Origin of the sequence: Variovorax sp. PBL-E5, from assembly GCF_901827185.1 — a bacterium.
GTDB lineage: Bacteria > Pseudomonadota > Gammaproteobacteria > Burkholderiales > Burkholderiaceae_C > Variovorax.
Genome location: NZ_LR594671.1, coordinates 2755728 through 2782566 on the forward strand (window position 1 = coordinate 2755728; position 26839 = coordinate 2782566).

General features: G+C 67.8%; 23 protein-coding genes and 1 pseudogene. 6 read left to right on the plus strand and 18 right to left on the minus strand.

What is annotated here, in order from left to right:
- Nucleotides 1–5: 5 nt before the first annotated feature.
- The 13 genes from WDLP6_RS13450 to WDLP6_RS13510 form a co-directional block, all read right to left on the minus strand.
- Nucleotides 6–1310: a DUF3443 domain-containing protein gene (locus WDLP6_RS13450; RefSeq protein WP_232077057.1), complete on the minus strand. Its 1305-nt coding sequence runs from the start codon at nucleotides 1308–1310 to the stop codon at nucleotides 6–8.
- On the minus strand, nucleotides 1294–1749 hold the full coding sequence (locus tag WDLP6_RS13455; RefSeq protein ID WP_162567693.1) for a DUF2844 domain-containing protein: 456 nt from the start codon (nucleotides 1747–1749) through the stop codon (nucleotides 1294–1296). Before WDLP6_RS13455 ends, WDLP6_RS13450 begins: the two co-directional genes overlap by 17 nt.
- Before the next feature lie 84 nt (nucleotides 1750–1833).
- The gene (locus WDLP6_RS13460; protein WP_232077058.1) at nucleotides 1834–2478 is read right to left on the minus strand and encodes a DUF3299 domain-containing protein; all 645 of its coding nucleotides are present in this window, start codon (nucleotides 2476–2478) and stop codon (nucleotides 1834–1836) included.
- Nucleotides 2479–2527: 49 nt separating this feature from the next.
- Nucleotides 2528–3757, minus strand: a complete 1230-nt coding sequence (locus tag WDLP6_RS13465; protein ID WP_197910160.1) for a hypothetical protein — start codon at nucleotides 3755–3757, stop codon at nucleotides 2528–2530.
- Nucleotides 3754–5253, minus strand: a complete 1500-nt coding sequence (locus tag WDLP6_RS13470) for a Dyp-type peroxidase (RefSeq protein ID WP_162592733.1) — start codon at nucleotides 5251–5253, stop codon at nucleotides 3754–3756. The genes WDLP6_RS13465 and WDLP6_RS13470 overlap by 4 nt, the downstream gene beginning before the upstream one ends.
- Nucleotides 5250–6572, minus strand: coding sequence for a hypothetical protein (locus WDLP6_RS13475; protein WP_162592734.1), 1323 nt, complete (start codon nucleotides 6570–6572; stop codon nucleotides 5250–5252). Before WDLP6_RS13475 ends, WDLP6_RS13470 begins: the two co-directional genes overlap by 4 nt.
- A gap of 4 nt (nucleotides 6573–6576) precedes the next feature.
- Nucleotides 6577–7008, minus strand: coding sequence for a hypothetical protein (locus tag WDLP6_RS13480; protein WP_162592735.1), 432 nt, complete (start codon nucleotides 7006–7008; stop codon nucleotides 6577–6579).
- A 61-nt stretch (nucleotides 7009–7069) separates the two neighbouring features.
- A complete protein-coding gene (locus tag WDLP6_RS13485) occupies nucleotides 7070–8965 on the minus strand; it encodes a GMC family oxidoreductase (protein WP_232077059.1) in 1896 nt (631 codons plus the stop codon).
- Complete coding sequence (locus WDLP6_RS13490) at nucleotides 8962–11487, minus strand: hypothetical protein (protein WP_197910161.1); 2526 nt, start codon at nucleotides 11485–11487, stop codon at nucleotides 8962–8964. The genes WDLP6_RS13485 and WDLP6_RS13490 overlap by 4 nt, the downstream gene beginning before the upstream one ends.
- Nucleotides 11488–11579: 92 nt before the next feature.
- Nucleotides 11580–11804: a hypothetical protein gene (locus tag WDLP6_RS13495; RefSeq protein ID WP_162592737.1), complete on the minus strand. Its 225-nt coding sequence runs from the start codon at nucleotides 11802–11804 to the stop codon at nucleotides 11580–11582.
- Nucleotides 11789–13027: an O-succinylhomoserine sulfhydrylase gene (locus tag WDLP6_RS13500; protein WP_162570486.1), complete on the minus strand. Its 1239-nt coding sequence runs from the start codon at nucleotides 13025–13027 to the stop codon at nucleotides 11789–11791. Before WDLP6_RS13500 ends, WDLP6_RS13495 begins: the two co-directional genes overlap by 16 nt.
- A 19-nt stretch (nucleotides 13028–13046) precedes the next feature.
- Nucleotides 13047–14291: an MFS transporter gene (locus tag WDLP6_RS13505; RefSeq protein ID WP_162592738.1), complete on the minus strand. Its 1245-nt coding sequence runs from the start codon at nucleotides 14289–14291 to the stop codon at nucleotides 13047–13049.
- 2 nt (nucleotides 14292–14293) lie between these two features.
- Nucleotides 14294–15607, minus strand: coding sequence for a GNAT family N-acetyltransferase (locus tag WDLP6_RS13510; protein WP_162592739.1), 1314 nt, complete (start codon nucleotides 15605–15607; stop codon nucleotides 14294–14296).
- Nucleotides 15608–15836: 229 nt separating this feature from the next.
- On the opposite strand from WDLP6_RS13510, the gene WDLP6_RS13515 reads away from it, so the two are divergent.
- Nucleotides 15837–16814, plus strand: a complete 978-nt coding sequence (locus tag WDLP6_RS13515) for a GlxA family transcriptional regulator (protein ID WP_162592740.1) — start codon at nucleotides 15837–15839, stop codon at nucleotides 16812–16814.
- A gap of 22 nt (nucleotides 16815–16836) precedes the next feature.
- Here the strand turns inward: WDLP6_RS13515 and WDLP6_RS13520 are convergent, their stop codons facing one another.
- From WDLP6_RS13520 to WDLP6_RS13530, 3 genes are all read right to left on the minus strand, one after another.
- A complete protein-coding gene (locus tag WDLP6_RS13520; protein ID WP_162592741.1) occupies nucleotides 16837–18450 on the minus strand; it encodes an MFS transporter in 1614 nt (537 codons plus the stop codon).
- 67 nt (nucleotides 18451–18517) lie between these two features.
- Nucleotides 18518–19873 (minus strand): MFS transporter, encoded by a 1356-nt coding sequence (locus WDLP6_RS13525; protein ID WP_162595088.1) that lies wholly within the window; start codon nucleotides 19871–19873, stop codon nucleotides 18518–18520.
- 56 nt (nucleotides 19874–19929) lie between these two features.
- Nucleotides 19930–21147, minus strand: a complete 1218-nt coding sequence (locus WDLP6_RS13530; protein WP_162592742.1) for a multidrug effflux MFS transporter — start codon at nucleotides 21145–21147, stop codon at nucleotides 19930–19932.
- 93 nt (nucleotides 21148–21240) lie between these two features.
- Between WDLP6_RS13530 and WDLP6_RS13535 the strand changes: the two genes are divergently transcribed.
- The 5 genes and pseudogenes from WDLP6_RS13535 to WDLP6_RS35445 all read left to right on the plus strand — a co-directional run bounded on the left by WDLP6_RS13535 (nucleotide 21241) and on the right by WDLP6_RS35445 (nucleotide 24379).
- A complete protein-coding gene (locus WDLP6_RS13535) occupies nucleotides 21241–22170 on the plus strand; it encodes a LysR family transcriptional regulator (protein WP_162592743.1) in 930 nt (309 codons plus the stop codon).
- Between the two features lie 240 nt (nucleotides 22171–22410).
- Nucleotides 22411–22563: pseudogene (locus WDLP6_RS35365) on the plus strand (serine hydrolase); the annotation flags it as partial.
- A 64-nt stretch (nucleotides 22564–22627) separates the two neighbouring features.
- Nucleotides 22628–22846: a hypothetical protein gene (locus WDLP6_RS35370; protein ID WP_269475596.1), complete on the plus strand. Its 219-nt coding sequence runs from the start codon at nucleotides 22628–22630 to the stop codon at nucleotides 22844–22846.
- Between the two features lie 23 nt (nucleotides 22847–22869).
- Entirely contained in the window at nucleotides 22870–23388 is a 519-nt protein-coding gene (locus WDLP6_RS35075) for a serine hydrolase (RefSeq protein ID WP_232077060.1), read from the plus strand.
- A 46-nt stretch (nucleotides 23389–23434) separates the two neighbouring features.
- Nucleotides 23435–24379 (plus strand): hypothetical protein, encoded by a 945-nt coding sequence (locus tag WDLP6_RS35445; protein ID WP_332105583.1) that lies wholly within the window; start codon nucleotides 23435–23437, stop codon nucleotides 24377–24379.
- Here WDLP6_RS35445 and WDLP6_RS13550 read toward each other — a convergent pair.
- Together WDLP6_RS13550 and WDLP6_RS13555 are read right to left on the minus strand one after the other, a co-directional pair.
- Entirely contained in the window at nucleotides 24274–25653 is a 1380-nt protein-coding gene (locus WDLP6_RS13550) for an MmgE/PrpD family protein (protein ID WP_162592744.1), read from the minus strand. The genes WDLP6_RS35445 and WDLP6_RS13550 overlap by 106 nt on opposite strands.
- Nucleotide 25654: 1 nt before the next feature.
- On the minus strand, nucleotides 25655–26833 hold the full coding sequence (locus WDLP6_RS13555; RefSeq protein WP_162592745.1) for a CaiB/BaiF CoA transferase family protein: 1179 nt from the start codon (nucleotides 26831–26833) through the stop codon (nucleotides 25655–25657).
- Between the last annotated feature and the right edge of the window lie 6 nt (nucleotides 26834–26839).

Below are 26839 nucleotides of genomic sequence, written 5' to 3' on the forward strand. Positions count from 1 at the left end.
AGCGCTCAGTACGCGACGTAGGGCCCGGTCCCGCCGGCGGTCGAGGCGCCTTCCAGCGCCGTGAACACGTTGCGTCCGAAGAAGAAGGACAGGCCCCAGTCGAAGCCGTCGATCCCCGGGATGTTGCCGCCGATGTTGTCGAATGCCGTCGCGGTGGGATTGCCGGCGAGCAGCGCCTGGGCGTTGCCGATGCTGAAGTTCACCGTGCCGTTGGTGCCGTTGGTGCCCTGGTTGACCGCGCTCAGCGACTGCGCGGCAGTCGGGCAATAAAGACCCGCTTCGCCCGCGTTGGTACACCCCGGCAGCGTGCTCGAATCGAAGAAGAAGAAATTCGAGCCGCTGTCGATGAAGCTCTGCGCGTAGGCGTGCCCGTTGAAGGTGGTGCTGAAATTGCCGAAGCGGTCCAGGCCGTAGATCTGCGCGCTGCCCAGTGCGTTGTTGCTGCGCGTGCCGATGCCGAGCACCAGGGAGCCGGCCACGGCCTTGGCACCGGCGGCGGCGATCGCCGGAAGCTGGATCAGCACGCCGTTGTTGTCGGACGCAAGCAGCGCCACCGGATTGGCGACCTGCCGCGCGAGCGTGATGGTCGATGAAGTGCATGACGCTGCGGATGGGCACACGTAGTAGGTGCCGGGGATGGCATTGCCGACGCAGGCGCTGCCGCAGTCCTGCCGGAACACGCTCACACCCAGCAGACCGTTGCCGCCGAAGCTCGCGACCGTGTCGGCCTGCGCGCCGCTGGTCGAGCAGGACGACGGCACCACGCCGAAGTCGGGGTCGCCGATGATCTGCACCGGCACCGAGGGCGCCGTCTCGCCCGCCAGACTGACGTCGGCCAGCCTGACCGAGCCCCAGGCATAGCTGCTGACGAACTGCACGCATTCCGCGTAGGGCACGCTCGAGCCGTCGATCTGCGGCGTCAGCCCGGTGCGGATGTTCAGGGCCGAGGCCAGGAGGCGCAGTCCGCTCGACCCGGTATCCAGGATGATGTGGTCGATGGTCTGACAGACGGTGGTGCTGCCGGGCGCGCACACCTTGACGCTGACAAAGGGGAAGTTGACCGTGCTGGCCGTGCCGGCTGGGCCGACGTCCACGCTGATGGCGGCCACGTTGGAGCCCGACGTGCTCGCCGTCGTGCTGCCGGACGTGGTGGTGCCGGCCGCCGTGGTCGTGCCCGTGATGGCGGGAAGGACCGGCAGCGCACCGCCGCCACCGCCCCCACCGCCGCATCCCGTGGCAAGAACGCAAAGGCCGGCCGCGAGCGCGGCCCGCAGGCGTCGAAGGCCGATGCGGTCAGCGAATGTCTTCAACATGAACTCCCGCCGGCAACTGGCCGGGCAGATAGGCCTTGCCGAAAAACGCGCGCATGTGTCCGCCCGAATGCACCACCAGTCCGGGCCGGTTGACCAGCACATTGCTGCGCCGAAGCCCGGCGCTGCCCGCGGCCTGGACGAAAGTATCGAACTGATCGCCCAGGACTTGCTTCAGGTCGGGCATGAAGGGCCCGTGCCATGCCACCGCAAACACTTGCCCGGTGGCGGACGACACGAACTCACGGACCGCGGTTCCCGAGGGCAGCGTGATCTCGTGCACGGTGTAGGCCCCTGCGGCCGTCACCTTGCGCGCGGCATGCATGTGGATCTGGTCGGCTTCGACGGACGAGACGAGGCCGCCCAGCGCGGCATTGGCTTGCAGCGGCGCCAGCGCCGCGAGCAGAAGAACGAGCACGATTCGGCAATCGGCCGGCATGGTGGCCCTCCCGGTGTGACGGTGCCGATCCACGGCACCCCTCGCGCTTGTAACCCGCCGACCTTGACCTCCAACTGACCACGTTCATTGCGGCTTGGGGGCTGTGTAGGGTTCGACCGTGGCCTCGGCCATCCGGTAGCCGCTGACACCCATCTCGGAATTGGAGCGGACGCTCTGCATCGTTCCGCTGACCCAGACGGTGTCCATGGCATGAAGTCCTTCTTCAGGCTTGGCAGTGATCACGTGGACGATCTGGTTGGCCGGCGGCGGCGGCGTGTGGATGCAGGCGCCGAAGTACGGCACCAGCAGGAATTCCTTCAGCTTGCCGTCGACTTCCTCCAGCGGAACCACGTAGCCGGGCAACTTGACCGCCGCGCCTTCCAGGGCGCTGACCGTCGGCGCACTGTCCCAGACCGCCCGCAGGTCCGCGAGCAGCTTCTTCGCCTTGGGATCCGAGTCGCTCAACGCATTCAGGTCGGCATTCTGGAAGCGCTTCTGGGGATCCCAGTCCTTGGGCACCAGCGCATCCCATTCGATCTTCCTGAAGTTGGCCGGCGCGGCGGCCGGGGCCGCCGCAACGACCGGGGCCGCCGGCGCGGCTTGCGGGGCAGCGTTTGCGACCGGTGCGGCCGAAGATCCGGGGCTCATGACCACCGATGCAATTTCCGCGCCGATCACGGCCGCTCCGCAATAAACCACCACGGCCATGGCAATCCAGCGCTTTTTCATTCGATGCACCTCTCGCGGCTTCGACAGGGGTCCGCTGCCGAGGTTCCATCTATTCGAACACTTCGTCGCCCGTCGGCTCGTAGTGCGGTACCGCATTCATCGAATGCCGCAGCTTCGACAGCTCCCAGTACATGCGCTTGCGCGCCCGGCTCTGGTTGCCGAGCGGCCGGTGTTCGGCGATGGTGTGCCACGGGTTGTACGACAGCCGCTTGGCGAAGTCCATCTGCAGCGGTGAATCGAAGGTCTGACGCGGCAGGCGCAGCGTGGCCACCGTGACGCGCGGCGACAGCTTCTCGGGCCACAGCACCCCGGCGTTCTCGATCGGCATGAGGTGCGGATGGGTCTGCATCTGCAGGCGGATGTCGAACTCGACATCCCCTTCGGCCAGCGAGGCGACCATCGCCTGGCGCAGGTAGTCGTCCGGCGGGCGCAAGGGCAGCCGCGGTATCGGCGTGCGCTTCGTCGACCTCGGCCACACCGAGTACTGCATCGCCTGGCCCTCCCCCATCAGGTAAGGCACGCAGCTGAAGTAAGGCGCTTCGAAGGGACTGCTCTGCGTCTTGATGAAGAGCGACTGCATGACCAGGTCGAGCACGTGCGAATCGTGCAGGTTGACGAAGTAGAAGATCTGCGCGTTCTTCACGCTTTCGATCTGCAGCGCCGCATTCGCCCTGGCATCGGGCGTCACGAAGGTCGGCGTGGAGACGCCGAACATGTCCAGCGTGTGCTGCTCGTCGTCCATCAGCTTCGGCCCCGGCACGCCCATCAGCTTGATGCTGATGCTCATGAAGCCGACGTCGTCGATGTCGGGCGTGATGTAGGGACCGGGGCCCGAGAAGCGCACCCAGGCGCGAAAGGTCTGCGGCTGCGCATAGATGCCGCGGCGCATCGGTTCGGGGATGCCGTCGTGCACGATGAACTCGCCGCGCACGATGCCCTGCGTCTTGGTGTTGCCGCCGCGCTCGAAGCCGCCGGGCTTCCAGAGGTCGCTCATCTGGCGCGTGAAGCTCTGCACGATCGAGTCGGTGAAGCTCTCCTCGTCGGGCATCAGCCTTTCCTCGGCGATGCCGAGGCCTTCGTCCTTTCGCTTGCTGTTGATGAGCGCCGTCGTGAAGCGCGCCAGGGGATCGCGCAGCAGCGCGTCGAAGGCCGGCCGCACGAAGGGATCGAAGCGCCGCTCCAGGCGCAGCAGCGCCATGCCCGAGTCGCTGATGAAGTTGCGCAGCACCGAGCCTGTGTTGGCCCTCGGCGCGGGACGGCTGACATTGGAATTCGTCATGGCTGGACCTTCGACAGATAGCGCAGCGCACGCAGGCCGGGCAGGAAGAAATAGGCGCCGCCCCGCACGGTGACGAACTGGGGCAGGCCCGCGATCCGCTCGTCGGGTCCCGAGGCCGTGGGCATCGAGAAGGCGTCGGTGCGCGTGCCGTCGGGCCGCGGCAGATGGGTGGCGATCAATGGATCGCTCTCGTCGCGTGCGCCGTCGAAGCGGATGCCGGCGAGCCATGCGCCCTGCACGAATTCGAACTGGCGCGCGATGTTGGCACCCAGGCAGATGAAGTGCAGTCCCGTGTCTTCGCCTTCCGCCGCGCCGCCCAGCGCCTCGCCCATCGACATCGCCTTGCCGTATTCGCGTCCGCGGCGCAACACGCGGTGGAAACGTGTCGAAGCGATCAGGTCACGGGCGAGCGCATCGGCGTCGAATCCCAGCGTGCGCCGGGCCCACGAGATGAAGCCCTCATCGCCCGGCGGCAGATCGGCATTGCGCGGGTTGCTGCGGCGGATGTGGGCGCCGAACGGACAGCGCAATCCCGACGGATCCTTGTCGTAGGTGAAGGTGTTGCGCAGTTCGTCTTCGCCGTCGATGCGCTTGTCGGCGAAGTCGACGAGCGGCGCGCCGTCCATCGTGCGGCCGACCATCGCCTGGGCCAGCTGCACGCGTCGCGCTGCATCGCCGCCGGCCTGTGCGTCGAGAAAGCGCCAGAAGCGGCCGACATCCTGGCGCAGCGTGCGCACGATCAGGTAGCTGCCGTTGCGCCCGAGGTCGGCCTTGCCGGCGTCGTCTTCCGCACGCGCGAGCATCGCCCGCGGATCGCGTTCGGCATCGAGCAGCGGACGATCGGTGTACTCGCCGTATTCGTTCGGGTAGCCGAGCAGGAATTCGCCGAGGCAAGACAGGTTGGTGTAGGTCAGCAGCTCCTGGTCACGCGCCTCGCGCGTGCGCTTCCAGTCGAGCATGGGTTCCGAAATGCCGTCGGCAAAACCGAAGGGCTCGAAGCCTTTCATGTCGGAGGTCGTGAGGCAGTCGATCCGGTCGAAGCCGGCGGCAAGCGCAGCGCACACGTCGTCCTGCCACGGCTGCAGCCTGTGCGGCATCGCATAGAGCATCACCAGCACATGCGGCAGGCGCTGCGGCGCACCGCCCCATGCCCATTCGGCAGGCGCATTCGGGCCGAGGTCGCCGAGCCGGCGTGCGCGGCTCGGGTCACCGTTCATGCCGGCAATGAATTCCGGCGAAAAGCCTTGCACGATGTCCTCGGCCACGCCGAGCACACGCAGGCCTTCGCTGGTGAAGGCGATCTGCATCGCGGTCTCGGGCGCATGTTCGCAAGCGACCGCATTGGCAACCGGCGCGCCCGCAAGCCAGACGCACGCAGCCGCTGGGTCCTTGATGCGCAGCAGCAGGAAGCAGGCTTCGGTGAGCTTGCCGTAGCCGAAGCGCACCAGGCCTTGGATGTCCTCGTACTCGACCGATCGCCTCGTGCTCGCGCTCATAGCAGCCCCAGCCATTCGAGCGTTTCTGCATCGCTCATCGCGGGCCGCTCCAGCCCGTCGCGAATGCGCCGGTTGCGGTCGAGATCGGTCAGCGTCAACCCGGGGTAGGCCTTGTACCAGACCTGGGTCGGCACCTGGTGCCGCCGCTGGTAGTGCTTGAAGCGCAGCTCGTGGCGGGCGCCCTGCTTGATCAGCCATGCGGTGCGCGGCCAGCCGAAGCCGTTGCTGAAGACCAGGTTGAGGCCCCAGCCCGCCTTGTTGATGAAGTCATCCATATAGCTCTCGTGGCTGCCGTCGTAGCTGCTCGCGAACACCATCCGCGTCCTGTCGTCGAGGAAGACCCAGCGTGCGAAATGGATGGTCTGCACGCGCGCGAGATGGCCGCGTGCGAAGAGATGGCGCGCGGCATAGTCGATCAGCACCAGGACGAGTTGCACCAGCGCGCGCCGAAAGCGGCCGGGCTTGACGGCGCCCACGGCCGTGAAGCTGTTGCTGAGGTCATGGTCCTCGAGCTGCTGCATCGCGAGCACGGCCGCCGCGTCGGGACGCGGGCAGTATTCCGGATCGCTTCGCTCGTGGCGGCGAAGCGTCACGGCAGCCCATACCGCCAGCACGATCGCCAGCGGCAGCAGCACGATCGCGAGCACGACCAGCACGAGCCCGATCGCCGGGATGCCGATCAGGTGCAGCAGGTTGCGCAGTTGCCATCCCGGCGGCGTCGGCTCGGGTGGCGTGAGCGCGAGGCGGCCGGCGGCCTGTTCGGCGCGCACGAAGGCGACCAGCGCGTTGCGCGTGGCCTGCGGATCGGCCTGCGCGGCACCCGTCGCAGGCCGCGGCACCCGCGAAGACAGCGCGCGCTGCAACGCGGCCTCCTCGTGCACCTGCAGCACCGTGCGGCCGATCCAGTTGACATAGCGGGTCGCCACGGGCAGGTCGTGCGCCATGAGCCAGCCGAGCAGATCGCCTGCCGCATCGAAGCCTTCGCAGTGGGAGAAGATCCGGCGCAGCCCCTCGCCCGCACGCTGCACCAGCTCGGTCAGCTGCGCGCGTGCCGGGCCATCGCAATCGCCCATGAACGACAGGTACCGCGGCAGCACGGGACGCAGCAGGCCGAACACTTCGAGGTCGCCCATGGTCATGTCGTCGAGGATCGCGAAGCGCGCGAAGTGCAGCCGCTCGAAGGCAGCGAAAGGCAGCAGCGCATTCGCGGCGTCGACCACGCCGGGTTCGGTGTTCATCGTGTCGAGCATCGCCCTGAGGCCGGGTTCGCGGCCCGGGGCGATCGGCGCGGCCACCGTGAAGTGGGATTGGGGCGTCACCGCATCAGAACTGGAGGCAGAAGTCGATCAGCCGTTCCTTGCCCCAGTAGACCTTGCCCAGGTAGAAGTTCGGGGAGATCAGGCGGATCTCGTCGCGGATCCAGTGCGCGACCAGCGAGGTCTCGGAATAGTCCAGCACGATGCACTCCCTGCCGTCGAGCCAGCTGTCGCCCTTGTAGACCTTGGCCACGATGGCCTTGACGCCGAAGGGTGTGACCTTGTTCTTCAGCACGCCGTTCTCCGCATCGAACACCTTGCCCTGCCAGCCGAAGTAGCTGATCGTCTTCGCGATCGACAGCGTGTAGCGCGTGCCGGGCGCGATGATGGCGGTGCCGTCGGCCTCGCCGGAGGGGATGTCGCCCGGCGGGCTGGCACGGAACAGGTCGTCGAGTTGCTGCTGCGACATGTCGAGCAGTTGTTGTACGTCGTAGGCCATGCACGTTCTCCTCTGGTGAAACCTCGTTGCCGGCAAAGTGTCTGCCCCTGGCAAGGGGGCGTCAATTTGCCGAAAGTGGTGTCTTCGACGCCGTGTGCAGCAAGGCATCGGCGGCCTTCTCGGCCACCATGTAGATCGCACCGGCGACGAAGAATCCGGGAATGCGCGGAAATACCGAGGCATCGACGACGCGCAGCCGCGGCACGCCGTGCACGATGAAGGCGCTGTCGAGCACGCCGCCCTGCCCTGGCGGCCCGATCGGGCACGAGCACGAGGCGTGATGCCCCCAGGCCGTGTGGCGCACATAGTCGGCCAGCGCCCCGTCGCTCTGCACCTCGGCGCCCGGCGCGAGTTCCTCGGCGATCCAGCCGCTGGCGATCAGCGGCGCCGTCATGGCGCGCACCTGGCGGATTGCCTGCACCACGGCGCGCAGGTCCTCGCCGGCCTGGTCGTCGCCCTCCTCGAAGTAGTGGAAGTCGACCCGCGGCATGTCGCGCGGATCGGCCGAGCGCAGGCGCACGGTGCCGGCGCGGTTGCGCGTGTGGGCCTTCAGCACGGCCCAGGTCATCTGGTCGGCCTGGTCGCGGATGCGTGCCGAGAAGCCGGGGAAGTAGCCTTCGAAGCGCGCCAGCAGCGCCATGCAGAAGAGGTCCGGATCGTGCCCCTGCTGCTGCGCGCCGTCGGAGCGGCTGACCACGCCGAGCGCGGCGCCGTTCGATGCGTACATGCCCTCGCGCTCCAGCTGCCATCGGCGCCAGAGCGTGTCGTCGCGATCGAAGCGGGCGCCCTTCAGCACCCGCCAGGGCTCGCGCATGCGGTGCGTCACGGCGACCTCGTAGCGGTCCTGCAGGTTGCGGCCGACACCCGGCAGGTCGGCGCGCAATGCGATACCATGCGCCTGCAATTCCGCGGCCGCACCGATGCCGGACAGCATCAGCAACTGCGGCGTATTGAACGCGCCGCCGCACAGCACGACCTCGCGCCGCGCGCGTGCCGTGCACCGATCGCCCGGCTTCTCGCTGGGCACGGCATGGGCCTTGTAGAGGTGCGCGCCTTTCAGGTATTCGACACCGCAGGCCGCGCCGTCGGCATCGAAGAGCACGCGCGTCGCCAACGCATTGAGTTCGATCTGCAGCCGGCCCGGATGCGCCGCGGCCACTGCCAGCAGGCGCTCCCGCACGCCGGTGCGCTGGTGCGAGGACGTGGCGAGCGGCGTGTAGCACAGGCCCTCGAAGCTGCCGGGCCGAAAGCGCCGCGCATTGGGATCGCCGAGGCCACCGCGCACCCAGCGCAAGGCGCTGCGCAGCGGCGCCGGCAACCCGTGCGTGAAGGCGCCGGCACTGTCGATCAGCAGACGCAGCAGGCCCTCGTCGCCCAGCACCGACAGTGGCATGGCCTTCTCGGTGCGCAGCCAGCCGTTCCAGCCGTGACCGGTGGGATCGAGTCCGACATGGCGCAGCAGACGCCACAGCGGCCGATGCCGGCAGTCCTCGACGCGATGCGCATAGCGGCGCATCTGCGAAGCCACCCACGAACGGTCGCCGGTAAGCTGAGCGATGTGGTCCCAGTCGCTGTCGTGCGGCAGCATGAAGATCATCGCGTTGTGCGAGGTGCAGCCGCCCAGCGTCGCGGCCCGCGGGTACAGCACGCCCTGCCCCGCCTGGTATTTCCAATCCTTGGACTGCTGCGCCTCGTCGGCGTAGTGGCGGACATGGAAGTCCCAGCGCATCGCCGCGTCCTCGCAGGCGAAGGGATGAAAGGCCGGCACGTCGTAGTCATCGGGCAGGCGCCCGCCGCCGGCGCGCGGATCGCCGCCGGCCTCGAGCAGCAGCACCCGCATGCCCGATTCGACCAGCCGCGCCGCCAGCGTGCCGCCGCCCGCGCCCGAGCCGACGATCACGTAGTCCCACCGGGGCGCGTCGGCGCCGGCCATCGGTGCGTCGGAGGTCGAGGTCAAAAGGTCTTGAGGAAGGCGATCAGCGCGCGCTTGTCGTCGTCGCTCAGCTCCGGCTCGCGGCCGAAGGCCTTTTCGTCGGCGCTCAGATCCTCCTGCCGGTTGAACTGCGCGGTGCCGAAGTAGTGCCCGCGGTTGACCACCAGGTCGGGGCACTTGCTGAGCTTCAGCATCGGCTCCCTGAGCGACGCGAAATGCTGGCGCAGCTCGGCGTCGGTGGCATTGGCTGGCGCGCTGGCGAGCGCGAGCTTGAGCTTGAGCAGCAGGTCGCCCGCGTCGCGCACCTGCTGGGCCTTGTCGCCGAGATCGTCGCTTTCGGCGCGCAGCTTGAGATTGGCGAGCAGGCCGATCGGCACGCCCTGCGGAATCGGGCCGAGCGTGACATCGTCGCCGCGGCCGACCAGCCATGGCAGCCAGCGATGCAGCGCGCCCTGCAGCGGCTGCAGCGGTTCGGGCAGGAAGCCGGGCGCGATGATGATCGCGCTGCGCTCGGTCGTGCGGTCGATGGTGCCGCCGACCTTGTCGCCCAGCACCGCGTCCTGCTCGCGCTTCTCGGGCCACAGCATCTGCGTGATCGCATCGTCGAACACCTTCATGCGGGATTCGACCGAGGGATTGCCGTCGAACTTGCCGACCGTGTTGTTGAGCAGGAAAGGCGCGGTCGACCACAGGCTGATGAGCGAAGGCACGCGCGTGTAGCCGCGCCCGCCGGCCGGCATGACGTAGGACCGCGGCGCACCGGTGAACGGATCGCTCAGCGTGACGGTGCCGACCGACGGCAGGCTCTTGTAGGTGTCGGACGAGAAGTTGTCCCAGATGTTGCCGGCCAGCGCATTGGTCGCGAGCGGGCTGCAGATGTTGGTGCGCAGCAGCGTCACGGGGATGCGTGCGTCGCTCGACAGGTAGTTGCCCTGCAGGAAGTCCGGCGCCTGCACGACCTTGCGCATCTGGGCCTTGAATTCATCGGTCTGCGTCCAGCCCCAGTAGCGCTTGAAGCAGTCGACGTAGCCGGGACCGGCGCACTTCTCGGGACGCAGATCGAGCGCCTGCGGCGGCGGCGGGCCCTTGCTCGAATGACAGCGTGCGCAGGTGTCGGCGAAGACCACCTTGCCGCGGTCGAGCGTGGCCGAGTCCGCATTCAGGTACTTGCTGCCGCCGGGCGCATCCTTCAATCGATCGGGCTGGGCTGCCTTCAGGAAGAACAGCGCGGTGTCGGGCGTGCCGGCTTCGGTCGCCTGCCAGTAGACCGAGTTCTTCTGCGCCGACGCGATCTTGATCGGCGTGATGGTCTTGCCACCGATCACCGGATTGAAATGCAGCAGCCACTCCTCGCTGAAGAGGCCGATGTTCAGGTAGACGCGGTTGAGCGCGCCCAGCAGGCCGACCGAATCGGCGCCGTCCTTCAGCACATGGGGCGTGTGGACCGTGCCGTCGGCCTTGGAGAAGAATTCGAGCAGCGGCCCGCTGGTGAGATAGTCGTTGAACTGCTTGTTGTCGAGCTCGCCGCCGCCCAGTTTCTCCTGGCCGATCCGCTTGGCCATGCCCATGCGGCCGACGAACTCGTAGACCGCGTTCATGGTGCGCGGATTGTTGATGCTGTCGGTGGAGACCAGCGAGGTGTCCATGGTGCCCGGCCGGTAGGTGTGGGCGAGCTGGTACATGTAGTTCCGGCGGCCTTCGGGCTTGTTCGAATTGAAGATGAAGAGCCGGTCGACCCACATGTATTGCGCGCCCACCGACGAGCTGAGGTTGGCGAACTTCGGGTTCGCGGGATCGGCCGGCGGATTCACCGGACTCGGCCCCAGGTGGCAGAAGCCGCAGGACATGCCGACGCGGTAAGGACGCACCAGGTCCTTGCGGTTGTAGTAGCTGGGGTCGGTGTAGTACCTGTCGGCGTCCCAGGCCTTGGCCGCCTTCGCGTCGAAGTCCGGATTGGGAAAGAGGCGCAGGCCGGCAATGCCCGTGCCCCAGCCGTAGAAGGATCCGATGGGCTGCGTGGTGCCGTCGCCCAGGGGCTTGCCGCGCGAGCCGACCGCGACGCCGGGGTACTTGCCTTCGTTCTCGAACGGATCGGCCGGGCAGTTCTTGCTGCGCACGTCCAGCCAAAGGCCGCGGCGCGCCTTGTCGGGGCCGGTCGACTTTTCGAAGCAAGGCTCGTTCACGAGGCCGAAATAGTCCCAGCGGTTGGTCCTCGAATAGCCGAGGCTCGGGTGCGAGCTGATGATCTTCAGCAGATCGAAGGCGCCGAAGGTGTAGTCGGTCATCTGGTTCCAGAAGCGGTCGTTGCCGCCGCTCCAGACCAGCCACATGTTGCGGCCCCTGATCTCTTCCTGCGTGAGTGCCACGCCGCCATCCATGTCGTGGAAGTAGTCTTCCGAGGCCTGCGTGAACGACGCCGCGTCGCGGCCGGCCAGCTTGGCCTCGTCGAGCACTTCGCCGGGCTGCTGCGCTCTGGAACCCACCGCGAAGATCATGCATGCGAGAAGCGGCAACAGCCTTGCCGCGCGCCAGCCACCTTGGGTCATTGCCATTCCTCCGGGATCGACCGCCCGGGTGAACGGTCCATCGACGCGCAGTGTGGATGGCGGCCGGCACTTTTGGCTATCGGCCATGCGCGCTAACGCGAAGGGCGTAGGCCAATCCCGCAGAAGCCGCGAAACAGCGCCTCGTCGACCTGCAGCGAGCCGACGGCGAGCGGGTCGACCCGCGTCTGGGCAAGGACGAACAGCATCAACGCGATGCCGCAGATCCCGAGGGCCATCCTCCGCGATGAATGCCCGATGGCTGCGATCATCGGCGCGGCGACGCAGGCGAAGAACAGCAGCTTCAATGCGGTCTGCATGGCGCGTGCGCTGTGGAGAGATCGTCGGCCGCGCGTGCCGCGGCATCGAAGTCCGGCAGCGTGGACAGTGCCTGGTCGAGGTCCGCCAGCAGGTCGTCCTGGTGCTCCAGGCCGACCGACAGGCGCACCAGCCCACTGGTGATGCCGCAGAGCTGGCGTTCTTCGGGGGTGAGCCTGCCATGCGTGGTCGTGGCCGGATGCGTCACCATGCTGCGCGTATCGCCCATGTTGGTTGCGATCGACACCAGCCGCAGCGCATCGATCAGCTGCCATGCAGCTTCGCGGCCACCGGCGATCTCGAAGCCCAGCACCCCGCCGCAACCCGTCTGCTGACGTTGCACGAGGGCGCGTTGCGCATGGCCCGGCAGGCCCGTGTAGTGCACCTTGGCAACCTTCGGATGGGTTGCCAGCCAGCAGGCCAGCCGACCGGCCGTCTGGTTGATCGCATGCACGCGCAGTGCGAGCGTCTCGATGCTCTTGAGCAGCAACCACGCGTTCATCGGGCCGAGGCTGGATCCGAGCGTGCGCAGCACGCCGCGCAGTTCGCCCATCAGCCGCTCGCTGCCCAGCGCCGCGCCGCCGATCGACCGCCCCTGCCCGTCGATGTACTTGCCGGCGGAGTGAACGACGATATCGGCACCGAAGCGCAGCGGCTTCTGGCAGACCGGGGTCAGCATCGTGTTGTCTACGACGACCCATGCGCCGGCCGCATGCGCGATGGCGGCGATCGCGCCGATGTCGGCGACCTGCTGCAACGGGTTGGAGGGCGTTTCGAGAAACACGAGCCGCGTGCGCTCGTCGATGGCGGAATGCCAGCTGTGCAACTGCGTCAGGCCGACGGCGCGCAGCTCGATGCCGAGCTTGCCGAAGTAGCGGCGAAAGGCGGTCAGCGTGGTGCCGAACACGTCGCGCGAACAGACCACGTTGCTGCCCGCCGCCAGGCAGGCATGCGCGATGGCCACGATGGCCGCCATGCCAGACGCGAAGGCGGCGCAGTCTTCGGCCTCCTCCAGCGAGGCGAGCCGTTGCTCGAAAGCGCGGACCGTGGGATTCGTGAAGCGCGAATACACGTTGCCAGGCACCGCGCCGCTGAACTTGCCCGCAGCATCGGCGGCGGACGCGAACACGTAGGAGGAAGTGAGTGCAATGGGTTCGCAATGGGCATCGGACAGGTCCTGATGCTGTCCGACGTGAACGGCGCGGGTTGCGTCGCGGGCCTGCATCAGCGGCTGCCCCTGCGCATCAAGCACTTGCAACGAGCGCCGTGTCGCGCCCCAGGTCTCGCGACGGATGGCGCAGGCCGATCCAGCTGGCGATCGCGGCGAGGACGGTCAGGCTCGCCAGCAGCAGGATGGAGAGCCGGTAGCTGCCGGTGAGGTCATAGCACCAGGCACCGAATTGCACCGACGCGAATGCGCCGAGCTGATGCACCAGGAACAGCACCCCGAACACCCGGCCCTTGACCTGCGGGCCGTAGCGCTCGAAGCAATACATGGAGGTCAGCACCACCGTGCCGAGATAGCTGGCGCCGAAGACGGCGGCGAAACCCATGGTGTGGACAACGGGCACGCCACTCAGAAGCATGAGCATCGCCAGCGAACGCAAGGCATAGAAGGCGCCGAGCAGCACGCGCTTGCTGCAGCACATCGCCAGCCAGCCGGTGGCAAGACCACTGGCGAGCTCGAGCACGCCCAGCAAGCTCATGCTCAATCCCATCTGCGCGCGCGGCGTGCCGGCGTCCTGCCAGTAAGGCACGAGGTGCACGTCGATGAAGGCCATCGTGGCACCACAACCCAGGAACCCCAGGGCCAGCGCATAGAAGCCCGGATCCGAGCAGACTTGCCGCCATGCGCCCGACTCCGAGGTGGAACGGCGTTCCGGCTGAGCGAGACCCGATGCCGCGGCAGCTTTCGACGCCCACGCCACGAGCGCAGCGACCGGGCCCGCAAGCACGAGCCCTGTCACGAGGAAGGCTGTCGTCCAGTCGACTTTCGGCTGCAGCCAGATCCAGAACGGCGACAGCACGATGAAGCCGACCGCGGTCCCGTTGGTGACGATGGCATAGGCCAATCCCTTCTTCCTTTGTTCGAACAGACGATCGACCAGCATGCCCATCGGGACGTAGGTCATCGCCGCGAGCGCGAAGGCCGCCCCGATGCCATAGATCAGCACGAATGCCGTCAGCGATTGCGGCACCAGGGCCATGCCGATGAGCGCGGCGCCACCGGCCAAGGCGCCGGCGAGCAATGTGCGCAGCGGTCCGGCACGCTCGCAGAGCGCACCGCAGAGCGGCGACATCAGGCCCGTGACAAGCATGAACAACGAACCGGACCAGGCCAGATCGGCTCGCCCCGTGCCGAAGTGCACGGCGAGCTGGCTGAAGTAGACCTGGTAGACGCTCTTGATGCTGGTCGAAAGGAACATCACCAGAAAGCCGAGCGCCACCAGCCGGTAGACCATCGCGCGTTGAAGGGTCGGGGACTGCATGGTCAGACCGCCATCGCGCGGGCCGCAGGGCGGCAGAATTCGACGTGCATGTTCTCGTACATCGCATGGAAGAGCCGGCAGGTATGGTCGACTGCATCGCGTGCCTCGTCCTGCATGGCGCGCGTCGTGCACAGCTCGGCCACCAGACTCAGTCCCTGCTCGACGTGCCCGACATCTTCCTGCTGATGCACGGAAAAGAACTGCAGGTCGAACGGGCTCAATCCGTAGGCCTTGGCAAGCAGCTCGTGACGCGGCTCGCCGGCACGCGTCTCGAGGTTCTGTCCCTCGCTCGCGATCATCACCGCGGCAGCGCCGACGTGATAGCGGCCCGGGTCCCTGACCGCAGCCAGCCGATATTCGATGAGTTCGCGGGTCGCCGGCAGTGGCTGCGCCGCCTCGCGCGCAGCATCGGAAACGCCGAGTGCGGCAATGAAGTTCTGCATCAGCGCAACGTGATTGCCCGTCCGGGAGAGGCGCCCGGTCTCTTCCTCGTAGACATTGATCAGAAGCGCGCGCTTGAACCTCGGCAGCGGGCAATGGAAGTACAGGTGTTCGACATAGCCCAGGAAGTGCTTGGTCAACTGGTATCCCTGCAACGCCACCTTGCGCAACAACTCCAGGTTCGGTCGCCTGGGATCGAACAGCTCCAGGAAGATGGGATGCGAAAGCGTCAGGTGGGTTTGAAGCAGGTGCTTCAGTTCGCTCTTGAATGCCGTTCTTTCAAGCATGGAGGTTCTCCGTTTCATTGATCCAGTGGGTGTGTGTGTGTCCAAGCCGAGGCGTGTGCGCAGGGATCCGACCGCCTGGACCATGAAATGGCCGCGATAGGTACGCCCATCGATGCGCGCATAGTCGTGCAGCACGCCGTAAGTAGAGAAGCCGAATCGCTTCCACAGCGCATGCGCGCGGCTGCCTTCCCGGACATCCAGAATCAGCTGCTCGATGCCAAGCGACTCGGCGCGCTTCACGAGTTGCTTCAGCGCCATCTCGACGAGTCGACGGCCCCGAAACGACGGATGCACGATCCCCTTGCAGATCTCGGCGCGATGGCGGCAGTTGTGCATTCCGTTCAATGCAAGCACCGCCATCATGGCGGGAACGCCACAGACGCGGCCCAGCAGGACATGCGCCTCGCCGGCTTCCACACGGCGGCGCAGGTTGGCGACGAAGCTTGCCGCTTCGTCGGGTGTCAACGGCTCCGAATAGCCGAGTGTGCCGCCATCGTCGACCGCGCAATCGACCAGTGAAACGAGCGCCGCGGCGACCTCGTCATCGAACAGCGTGACCCAATGGGCAGTGACGTCGAGCTCGATCATGAAGCGACCGCGGCGCGGCCTGAGATGTGTGACATGCCATGGAATTTAACGATTTGCGCCCATCGTTTCGAGCAAATAAGCGGATCGAAATAGCAAATATTCAGACATCCCATTGCCTCACTGCGTTTTCTCTTTCTATACTGGAAAAAAAGGGAGCGAACAAATGTCAGGCAAGAAACCCGTCATAGGCACTTATGCGTTCTCATCCGATTTTGGAGGTCCGGGAACGTTGAGGAGAGTCTTCTTCCTCGTCGTTGCCAATGCGCACCTGCTCGACCTGGCAGGCCCGCTGCAGATCATTACGACACTGAAGGAACTCGGCATTGCGAAGGTGCCCGTGGAATGCGTCGGCCCGCGAACGACGCTGCGCACTTTCCAGAAAGTCATGCTGTCGGACATCGGCGCGCTGCCGCCGCGGCTCGCCGATGGCGACGTGCTGTTCGTGATCGGCAGCAAGCTCGACGAGACGCTGATGCAGTCGGCCCCGTGGGCCGAGGCCGTCGCCTGGTTGCGCAGCGTGAGGACCAGCGGATCTCCGGCGCTGCAATTGTGCGGCGTGTGCACCGGCACCTTTCTGCTCGCGCAGGCCGGACTGCTCAGCGGCCGCGTCTGCACGACACACCATCGATTCGTGCGCAAGCTGCGCCATTGGTGTCCCGACGCGCATGTCGTCGACAACCGGGTGCTCGTTCGCGACCGCGACGTGTGGACCTCGGCCGGCGTGGCATCGGGCGTGGACCTGGCCCTGCACGTGATCGCCCATGCCTACGGCGACGACGCTGCCGTCCAGGTGGCGCGCGAGAACGTGGTTCACTTCCGCCGTTTCGGCAGCGACCCGGAACTCAACGTGCCCTTTCGCTACCGGTCTCATGGCAACCAGCTCGTGCATTCGGTCCAGGATGCCATCGGCAAGGGTCTCGCATCGAACGACGGCTGCGAGATCCTGGCGCAGCGCTTCGGCTTGAGCGTGCGGCATCTCTCGCGCCTGTTCTCTGCCGAGACGGGCATCAGCATCAAGCGCTACCAGATCGAGATGCGCATGGAACTCGCGCGCCGCCTGCTGCTCGATTCCGGATTGACGCTGGAGAACGTGGTGGAGCGCTGCGGCTTCAGCAGCGTGCAGGCGTTCCGCGCGAACTGGAACAAGCGCGAGAAGCTTTCTCCTTCCCGGCTGCGGCAGGAGCCCGACAGCCATCTGCTGCGTTGATCGCCGCGCGCAGGGCCGGCGCTCAGCGAGATTCCGGCAAGCCCTGCTCGCCCTGCCCCGCCGCCGGCCGTTTCTCGATCAGCATCCACGCGCTCAGCGCGCTCAGAAGCGCCAGGCCGGCACCGAGCAGCATCACCCAGCGAAAACCGGCGACAAAGGACTCGGCGACGATCTTGCGCAACGCGGCCGCTGCCGCCGCATCGAGTCCCGGCGGCAATTCGGCACCCGCGAGCCTGCTTCGCTGGCCTTCCAGAAAGGCACTGGCCTCGGTCGATGCGCCTGCCGCGTGCAGGCCATCGGCCAGCGCTGCGTCGAAGGCCCAGGCCATCACGACACCGAAGACCGCGATGGCCAGCACCGAGGCCGTGCGCGACACCGCGTTGTTGACGCCCGACGCAATGCCCGCGCGATCCGGCCCGACCGCATTCATCACCGTCGTCGTGAGCGGCGCGACCGTCACCGCCATGCCGAGGCCGAGCACCACCACCGCCGGAAAGAACGCCGTCCAGTAGCTGGCGCCGACACCCGGCACCGCGAACAGCGCGAAACCCGCCGCTGCGATGGCCGGCCCGATCACCAGCGGCAGGCGCGGCCCGAAGCGGTCGACCAGTTGCCCGGCCCAGCCCGACAGCGCGAACAGGATCAGGATGAAAGGCAGCAGCGCGGCGCCGGCCACGGTGGCCGAGTAGCCCTGCACCTGGATCAGGTTCAGCGGGAAGAAGTACAGGCTGCCGCCGAGCGCCGCATACAGCAAGAGCGTCAGCAGGTTGGCGCCACCGAAATTGCCGATGCGCAGCAGCGCCAGCGGCAGCATCGGGGAGCGCACGCGCAATTCGACCGCGACGAACGCCACGCTGCCCGCCACGCCTGCGATCAGCGCCGCGAGCACGGCCGGCGAGGTCCATCCTTGCGTGGGTGCTTCGATGAACGCGTAGACGATGCCGCCCAATGCGAGCGTCGCGAGGACCGCGCCCCAGAGGTCCAGCGCACCGGAGGCCGCCGGGCCGCCGCGGCTCTCGGGCACGTGGCGCCACGCGATCGCCAGAACAGCGATCGCCATCGGCACATTGATCAGGAATGCCCAGGCCCAGGAATAGTGGTCGACCAGGTAGCCGCCGAGCACCGGCCCGATCGCCGCCGTGATGCCGCTGAATCCCGACCAGGTGCCGATGGCGCGCCCGCGCTCCTTTTCGGGGAACGAGGCGCTGATCAGCGCCAGGCTGCCGGGCACCAGCAAGGCGCCGCCGACGCCCTGCACCGCGCGCGCCGCGATCAGTTGCTGCACCGAGGCCGCGAGCGCACAGCCGACGGAAGCCAGCGCGAAGATGCCGATGCCGAGGGCGAAGATCCGGCGCCGCCCGAAATGATCTCCCAGCGAACCGCCGACCAGGAGCAGCGCGGCGAGGAAGAGCGCATAGGACTCCACCACCCACTGCGCCTGGAAGGCCGTGGCATGCAGCGCATGCTGGATGGCGGGCAGCGCCACGTTGACCACCGTGCCGTCGATGAAGGCCATGCTCGATCCGAGAATGGCCGCGGTCAGCACCCAGGGCCTGGAGGCCGGCGGACAGGTGACGGCTTCGCAGCCGTGGCGGATCAGCGCGTCGTCCCCCGGTGGTTTGCCGATCTGGCTCATCGCCCCAGTATGGACGCCAACCCGCATCGCCCGCAATGCCTGTCGGCACAGAGCGGCCGAGCACGGTTCAGGCGTGCCGTGCGGCCGGCGCGCGCGTACGCAGCGTGCTGAACACTGCGGCCACGGCCGCACAGCAGGCCGCCAGCCCGAGCGCCACCACCGGCCCCTTGCCGTCGGCGGAATGCCAGAGGCTGAAGATGCAGGCGATCATCACCGCGCCGAGCGTCTGCCCCGTGAGTCGCGCGGTGCCGAGCATGCCGCTCGCCGCACCGCTGCGATGCGGCGGCGGCGAGCTCACGATGGTGTGGTTGTTGGGCGACTGGAACAGGCCGAAGCCCAGGCCGCACAACACCATGCGCCAGACGATGTCGAGGTCGCTCGGATGCGCCGGCAGCGCCGCGAGCAGCGTCAGGCCGGTGGCCAGCATCGCCAGCCCGACGCCGCCCAGCAGGCCGTCGGGATAGCGCCCGATCAGGCGGCCCGCGATCGGCGCCATCACGACGATCGCCAGCGGCCATGCGGTGATCAGCAGACCGGCCGCGAAGTGCGAACGCCCGTAGGTCTCGAGCAGCAGGAAAGGCAACGCGATGAAAGACAGCATCTGCGCACAGAACGCGCCGACCGAGGTGCCCATCGAGAGCGCGAACACCGGGATGCGCAGCAGGTCGACCGGAAACAGCGGCAATGCGAGCCGGCTCTGGCGCCGCAGGTAGAAGAAGCCGACCGCCACGCCCGCGAGCAGCAGTGCCCATGCCAGCGCATCGCCGCCGCCCTGGGCCGACGCGCTGTGCACGCCCAGCCGGTCGGCGCCGACGAAGATCAGCGAGAACATCAGCATGTTGAGCACCACGTCGGTGACCGAGAAACGCGAGCCCGCCGCGGCGGCCACGCGATTGACGGGCAGCGAACGCCAGCCCAGCACCATCACCAGCGCGCCCAACGGCACGTTGACCGCGAACAGCCATGGCCACGAGGCCACCGACAGGATCGAGGCCGCCACCGACGGCCCGGCCACCGAGGCCGTTGCCACCACCATCGAATTGATCGCCATGCCGCGCCCGAGCTGCGAGGACGGGTAGATCAGCCGCACCATCGCCGCGTTGACGCTCATGATGCCGGCCGCGCCCAAGCCCTGGATCGCGCGCGCCGCGATCAGCGTGCCGAGCGAATCCGCCAGCGTGGCGCCGAGCGACGACAGCGTGAAGAGCGCCATGCCCACCAGGTACACGCGCCGATAGCCCATCAGGTCGCCGAGCGAGGCCAGCGGCAGCAGCATGACCAGCGTGGCGATCTGGTAGGCGTTGACGACCCAGATCGAATGCGAGGCGTCCGCATGGAGCTCGTGCGCGATGCCCGGCAACGCGAGGTTGACGATGGTGCCGTCGAGCACCGCGATCGCGATGCCCAGGATGATCACCAGCATCGCGTGCCAGCGCTGCGGCAGCGGCAGGCCGTCGGTCGACGGGCCCAATGCCGGCTTCACCGGCTCGCCTCCGCGGCCCGGCGTGCGGCCGTTCGCGGACCGCCCAGCGTGAGCCAGACCAGGAGCACCGAGATCAGCGCACCGGCCGTCATGCCCGCCACCATCGGCAGCGGGCGGCCATCGGTGAAGAGGCCGACCACCGCCATCACCAGCGCGCCCGTCAGCATCTGCAGCGTGCCGAGCAGCGCCGACGCCGTGCCTGCGATGGCGCCGTGCTGTTCCAGGGCCAGCACCGACGTGGTCGGAATGACGAAGCCCATGAACGCGCTGGCGATGAAGTACAGCACGATCAGCACCTCCAGCTGATCGCCACCGCTGGCGAAATAGCCGAACATCGCCAGCATCACCAGGCCGCAGGCGCCGACGCTGAACTTGACCAGCCGCACCAGGCCGAAGCGCTCGCCCAAGGCGCCGTTGAACTGCGAGGCGCCGATGAAGGCCGCGGCGTTGACGCCGAAGGCCAGGCTGTAGAGCGTCGGCGACAGGCCGTAGTGGTCGATCATCACGAAGGACGAATTCGCCAGGTAGGTGAAGAAGCCGGCCATCGCGAAGGCGCCGATGAACACCAGCCCGAGGTAGTGCCCATCGCGCAGCAGCAGGCCGTAGGCCCTGACCGCGCTGCCGAGGCTGCTTTCGACCCGCTCCTGCACCGGCCGTGTCTCCTTCAGGAAGGCGCCGGTCGCCAGCAGGCCCGCGCCTGCGGCCAGCGTCACCGCCCAGAACACGCCGCGCCATCCGGTGAAGGCGATCACCGCGCTGCCGACCAGGGGCGCCAGGATCGGCGAGACGCTGAACACCAGCATCAGCAGCGACATCAGCCGCGCCGCGTCGTTGCCGGTGTGGAGGTCGCGCACCACCGCGCGCGGGATCGCCATGCCGGCGGCTGCGCCCAGGCCCTGCACGAAGCGCAGCGCGATCAGCATGTGGATGTCGGTCGCCAGCGCGCAGCCGACGCTGGCCAGCGCGAACAGCCCGAGCCCGAAATACAGCGGCGGCTTGCGCCCCACCATGTCCGACACCGGACCGTAGAGCAGCTGGCCCACGCCGAGCGAGAGGAAGAAGGCCGTCAGGCTCATCTGCACCGGACCGATCGCCGCACCGAGGCTGCTGCCGATCTCCGGCAGCGCCGGCAGATACATGTCGATCGCGAACGGCCCGACGGCCGACAACAGGCCCAGCACGAGCGCGATCCTGAAGAAACGCGAGGAAGTCATGCCCCGATTGTCGCCAACGAGGCAATGGACGTTGCGCAGCGCAGGACGGGTCGCTGTGCTAGGCGGATCCACGCGCCGGCTACAGTTCGTCCCATGCCGATGCATTTTGATCTGGTCGACCTGCAGCTGATCGTCCACATTGCCGAAACCGGCAGCCTCACGAAGGGCGCCCAGGCCCTGCACATCTCCGTTCCAGCCGCCAGCACGCGGATCAAGAACCTGGAGGAGAGCTTCGGCGTCAAGCTGTTCTACCGCACGAGCCAGGGCGTGACGCTCACGCCGCCCGGCGATGCGCTGGTGCACCACGCCAGGCTGCTGCGCGGCCAGGTCGACCATCTGCGCGGCGACATGCTGGAGTATGCAAAGGGCGTGAAGGGGCACCTGCGGGTCTTCGCCAACACCACCGCCATGGAGTTCCTGCCGGCGGTGCTGCGCACCTACCTGCGCACCCATCCCGACATCAACATCGACCTCAAGGAACACCTGAGCCACGACGTGGTCAAGGCGGTGGGCGAAGGCCAGACCGACATCGGCATCGTCGCCGGCGACGTGCGCACGGAAAAGCTGCATGTGATCCCCTTTCGCACCGACCGGCTCGTGCTGGTCGTGCCGGCCGGCCATGCGCTGGCGGATTCGCAGGGCGTGTACTTCGAGGAGACGCTGGAGCTGCAGCACATCGGCCTGCACGAGGGCGCGGCCATCCACGGCTTCCTGCGGCGGATCTGCGAAGCGCTCAACCGCCCTTTTCCGCTGCGCATCCAGGTCGGCAACTTCGAATCGGCCTGCCGGATGATCGAGGCGGCCACCGGCGTCGGCGTGATGCCGCACGCGGTGGCGATGCGCCATGCGCAGCGGCTCGACATCCGCGCGGTGCCGCTGCGGGACGAATGGGCACTGCGCGAACTGAAGATCTGCGTGCGCAGCCTCGCCTCGCTGCCCGCCTTCGCGCGCGACCTGATGGACCTGCTGGCAGCCGACGCCGCGACCGCGCGCGACGGCGACGCGCCTGCGCTGCGGCGTTGAGCGCGGCCGCGATCGCGCCATTTCCTGCCAGCGCGAGACAGCGGCTCGCCAGATCCGGACAGCTCTTTGCGGCGCGGCGGCCTAGATTCGCCACGCCAGCGGCCCCCTTGGAATCGACCCGACTGGCTCAACGCGATTCACAGGAGACCACAGATGACGAATTCCACGATCAGGCCCGCGCTGGACGCTGTTCTCGCCCAGACCACCCAGCGCCACGGTGGCGCCCCTGGCGTGGTGGCCATGGTCAGCGACCGCAACGCCAACTTCTACGAAGGCGCCGCCGGCACCCGCGAGCTCGGCCAGGATCGGCCGATGACCACCGACTCGGTGTTCGCGATCTTCTCGACCACGAAGGCATTGACGGGCACCTGCGTGATGCAGTTGGTCGAAGAAGGGCGCATCCGGCTGGACGAGCCCGCGGGCAAGCAAATACGTCCCCGAGATCGACCAGCTCCAGGTGCTGGACGGCTTCGACGCGGCAGGCCAGCCCCGTACCCGCCCCCCGAAGCGGCCCGTCACCATCAACGACCTGATGCTGCACACCTCGGGCTTGTGCTACGAGTTCTTCAGTGCCGACGATCTGAAGTACCGCACCGCCAAGGGCATCCCGACCGTGGTGGCCTGCAACTTCGACTCGATCCGCACGGTGCTGCTGCACGACCCCGGCGCGGCCTGACCGAGTCGATGCGCGCCCGTCGAGTGACCATTCACGACCGGGCCGCCGACGGCAGGCTCACGCCGCTGCCCGACCTGGCGCTGCCCGATCCGCCGCCGATGGGCATGGGCGGGCGTGGCCTCTACGCCACCGTGGGTGAGTACATGAAATTCATCCGCATGATCCTCAACAACGGCGCCGGCCCCGACGGCCGCGTGCTGAAGCCCGAGACCGTGGAGGCCATGAGCCGCGACGGCCTGGCGGCGATGGGTCTCTCGGCGGGCGGCTGGACGACCTCGATCCCCTCGCTCAGCAACAGCGGCGAGTTCTTCGCGGGCACGCCCGAGGGCTGGGCCTACACCTTCATGACCAACCGTGAACGTACGCCCTCGGGTCGGCCCGCGAACTCGCTGATGTGGGCGGGGCTGGCCAATTGCTTCTACTGGATCGATCGTGCGAACGGCATCGGCGGCTACTGGGCCACGCAGATCCTGCCCTTCCAGGACATGGCGTCCTACCCTGGCTTCGTGGAGTTCGAGACGGCGATTTGCACTCACCGTTGAGCCGCTCCCCATCGGGGCATTCGCGCATCACGAGGAGGCCGTCGAGATGGAAGCGATCCGCAATGTCCTGGTCACCGATGCCACGGGTGCACCGAGCACGCGCCACCGCCTGGTGGTGTCGACCGACTGGGACGAGGTGCAGCACTGGTGCCGCCAGGTCTACATGCCCTACAACGCCGCACCGGTGGGGTCGTATCGGAAACCCGACTCCGTGCTCGACGCGATCCGCATCGGGCGTTTCACCCTCAGCCGCTTCAGCTACGGCGTGCCGGTCCATCTGACGGCGTTCTCGGCCGAGGCGGGCACGGGCATGGTGTTGACAACGCTGCGCGGGGCGATCCGGCACTGGTCCAGCGGCCGGGAACACAGCGATACCGGCGTCGGCGAGGCCTTTCTCGTCGACAACTCGCGCACGCACTACTGGCTGGACGCCGACCGGGATCATCTGCAGGTGAACCTCACGTTCCAGCACGACGCGATGGCTGCGCTGCACGAGCGCTGGTTCGGCCAGCCGGCCGAAGAACGCATGTGGACGCACAAATTCCGCTTCGGTGGTGCGCAATCGAGCTGGATCAGCCTGCTGTCCTACGTGTGCCGTTGCATCACCGAGATGCCCGACGCGGTCGGGCACGGGCCGCTGGGCCGGCATCTCGAGGAGTCGATCGGCCTGCATCCGCTGACGCTTTGGCGGCAGCAGATGCACACTGCTCGTGGCGCCGGCGGGCACCACTGTGCGCGATGTGGCGGAAGCGTGGAGCTACGTCAACCTCGGCATGTTCGCGGCCAGCTATCGCCAACGGTTCGGAGAGTCGCCCTCTGCCACGCTGGCAGGGCGGTAGTTCTGCGCAGCGACCGATCACGCCACCCGGAGGGTGACGCTCGCGTTCATCCGTGCGCTGCCAGAAAGTGCTGCACCGACGCCGCATGCGCGATCGACCAGATGCGCCCGGTCACCTGCCGCATTTCCTCGGCGCTCGCGGCCTTGCCGTAGAGCGCGAGCCGCAGCGCCTTCTGTTCGATCTCGTCGCGCGACAGCGTGTTGCCCGGATCGCCCTTCGGCTCGTCGACGCGGCCTTCGAGGCGGCCGCCTTCGCGGGTCTCGACCACCACCTTGCCGATCCAGCGCGCGGGATAGGCGCCGTCCACCTCCGCGTCCAGCGCCATGCCGACCCGGTCGCGAAAGGCGATCACCGCCGGATCGCGGTAGTGCGCATCGAACGCATCCAGATCCGCCCGTCCGTGCACGGCCACCAGGCCGAGCACCGTGCCCATCGAGAACTTCGCCTGGTGCACCGTCTGCGGATCCGTCACCGGGCCGAGCACGTCGATGGCGCCCTGGTGCACGAGCGTGGTCACGCGCCGCACGTCGCCGGCGGCGAGCGAATGCCGCTGCATCACCTGCTGCAGCGCGTCGGCGGCCGGATGCGTGTGCCGGCACGAGGCATGGAACTTGAACGAGGTCTCGGCAAGGCACCAGCGCGTGCCGAGGCCGTCGACCAGTCGGGCCGGATCGGCATCGCTCGACATGCCCGCGGCAACGCCCTGCATGCCGTCGAGGATGCGCCGCGCGCCGGTGAAGCCATCGCGCGCCAGGTAGGCCGCCGTGAGGCCTGCGCCCGCCGCGTGCGCGGTATGCAGCTGCTTGGAATCGGCCGCGTCGCGCAGGAACTCCCAGAGACCCGCCGACTGGGTGCCCGCGGAGCCGAGGGCGTGCAGCATCTGCCCGGGTGTCAGTCCGAGCAGCGAGCCGACGGCCGCCGCGGCCGCGAAGGTGCCGGCAGTGCCCGTGGTGTGGAAGGTGCGGTAGTGCGAGCGCCCGAGGAATTCGCCGACGCGGATGCCCACCTCGTAGCCGGCGACCACGGCCACCAGCAGTTCGGCACCGCTGGCACCGACGGCCTGCGCCACCGCCAGCGCCGGCGGGAACACCACCGCCGCGGGATGGAACACCGAGCCGTTGTGCACGTCGTCCTGCTCCGCGAAGTGCGAAGACGCCGCGTTGGCGATCGCGGCGACCAGCGGGCTCGTGCGCCTGCGGCTGGTCAGCACCTCGCTGGGTCCATCGGCTGGCCCCATGCTCTCGATGAAGCGCACGATGGATTCGACCGGCCGCGCATTCCTGCCGGCGAGCGCGGAGCCGAACCAGTCGAGCATCAGGTCCTCGGCGCGCCGCAGCACCGGCTGCGGAATGGCGTCGATGCGCAGGGTCGCGGCGAAGTGCGCCAGGCTTTCGCCGGGATTCGATGAGGTCACGAGAGTCTCCATGTCAGATCGCCTTGTGGGCACGCAGGCCTTCGATGTCGCTGCCCGTGTAGCCGAGCTCCATCAGCAGGGCCTCGCTGTGCTGGCCCAGCGCCGGCACGGCGTCCATGCGCACCTGGTCCGCGTCGCGCATGCCGGGCGGAAGCAGCGCCGGCACGGCGCCTGCCGGCGTCCGCACCTCGACCCAGCGCCCGCGCGCCTGCAGCTGCGGATGCGCCCACACGTCGGCCATCTGGTTGACGTTCGCATTGGCGATCGAAGCTTCGTCCAGCCGCGCCACGACCTCTGCGGCCGTCATGCCGGAGAAGGCGTCGACGATGATCGCGCGCAGCGCCTCGCGCGCCGCGGTGCGCCTTGCGTTGGACGAGAAGCGTTCGTCCGCGGCGAGTTCGGGCCGGCACAGCACCCGGTCGCAGAAGGCCTGCCACTCGCGCTCGTTCTGCAGGCCCAGCATGACCGTCTTGCCGTCGCCGGTAGGGAACGGTCCATAGGGATAGATGGTGGCGTGCGCCGCGCCCGCGCGCGGCGGCGGCGCGGCGCCCTCGAAGGCGTAGTACATCGGGTAGCCCATCCACTCGACCATGCTCTCGAGCATCGACACGTCGATGTGCTTGCCGACGCCGGTGCGGCCGCGCTCGATCAAGGCCGCCAGCACGTTCGAATAGGCGTACATGCCGGCTGCGATGTCCGCGATCGAACAGCCGGCCTTGGCCGGCTCGTCGGCCGATCCGGTGGTCGAGACGAAACCGGATTCGCTCTGGATCAGCAGGTCGTAGGCCTTCTTGTCGCGGTACGGGCCGTCGTCGCCGTAGCCCGAGATGTCGCAGACGATCAGGCGCGGGTATTTTTCGTGCAGCGCCTCGAAGGACAAGCCCATGCGCGCCGCGGCGCCCGGCGCGAGGTTCTGCACCAGCACGTCCGCCTTCGCCAGCAGGCGAGCTAGAACTTCCGGCGCCCGCGCGTGCTTGAGATCGAGCGCGAGACTTTCCTTGGAGCGGTTGGTCCACACAAAGTGCGAGGCCAGGCCGCGCACGCGCTGGTCATAGGCGCGCGCGAAGTCGCCGACCCCGGGCCGCTCGACCTTGATGACCCGCGCGCCCAGGTCGGCCAGCTGCCGCGTGCAGAACGGCGCGGCGATCGCGTGTTCGAGCGCGACGACGGTGATGCCTTCAAGTGCCTTCATTGCATT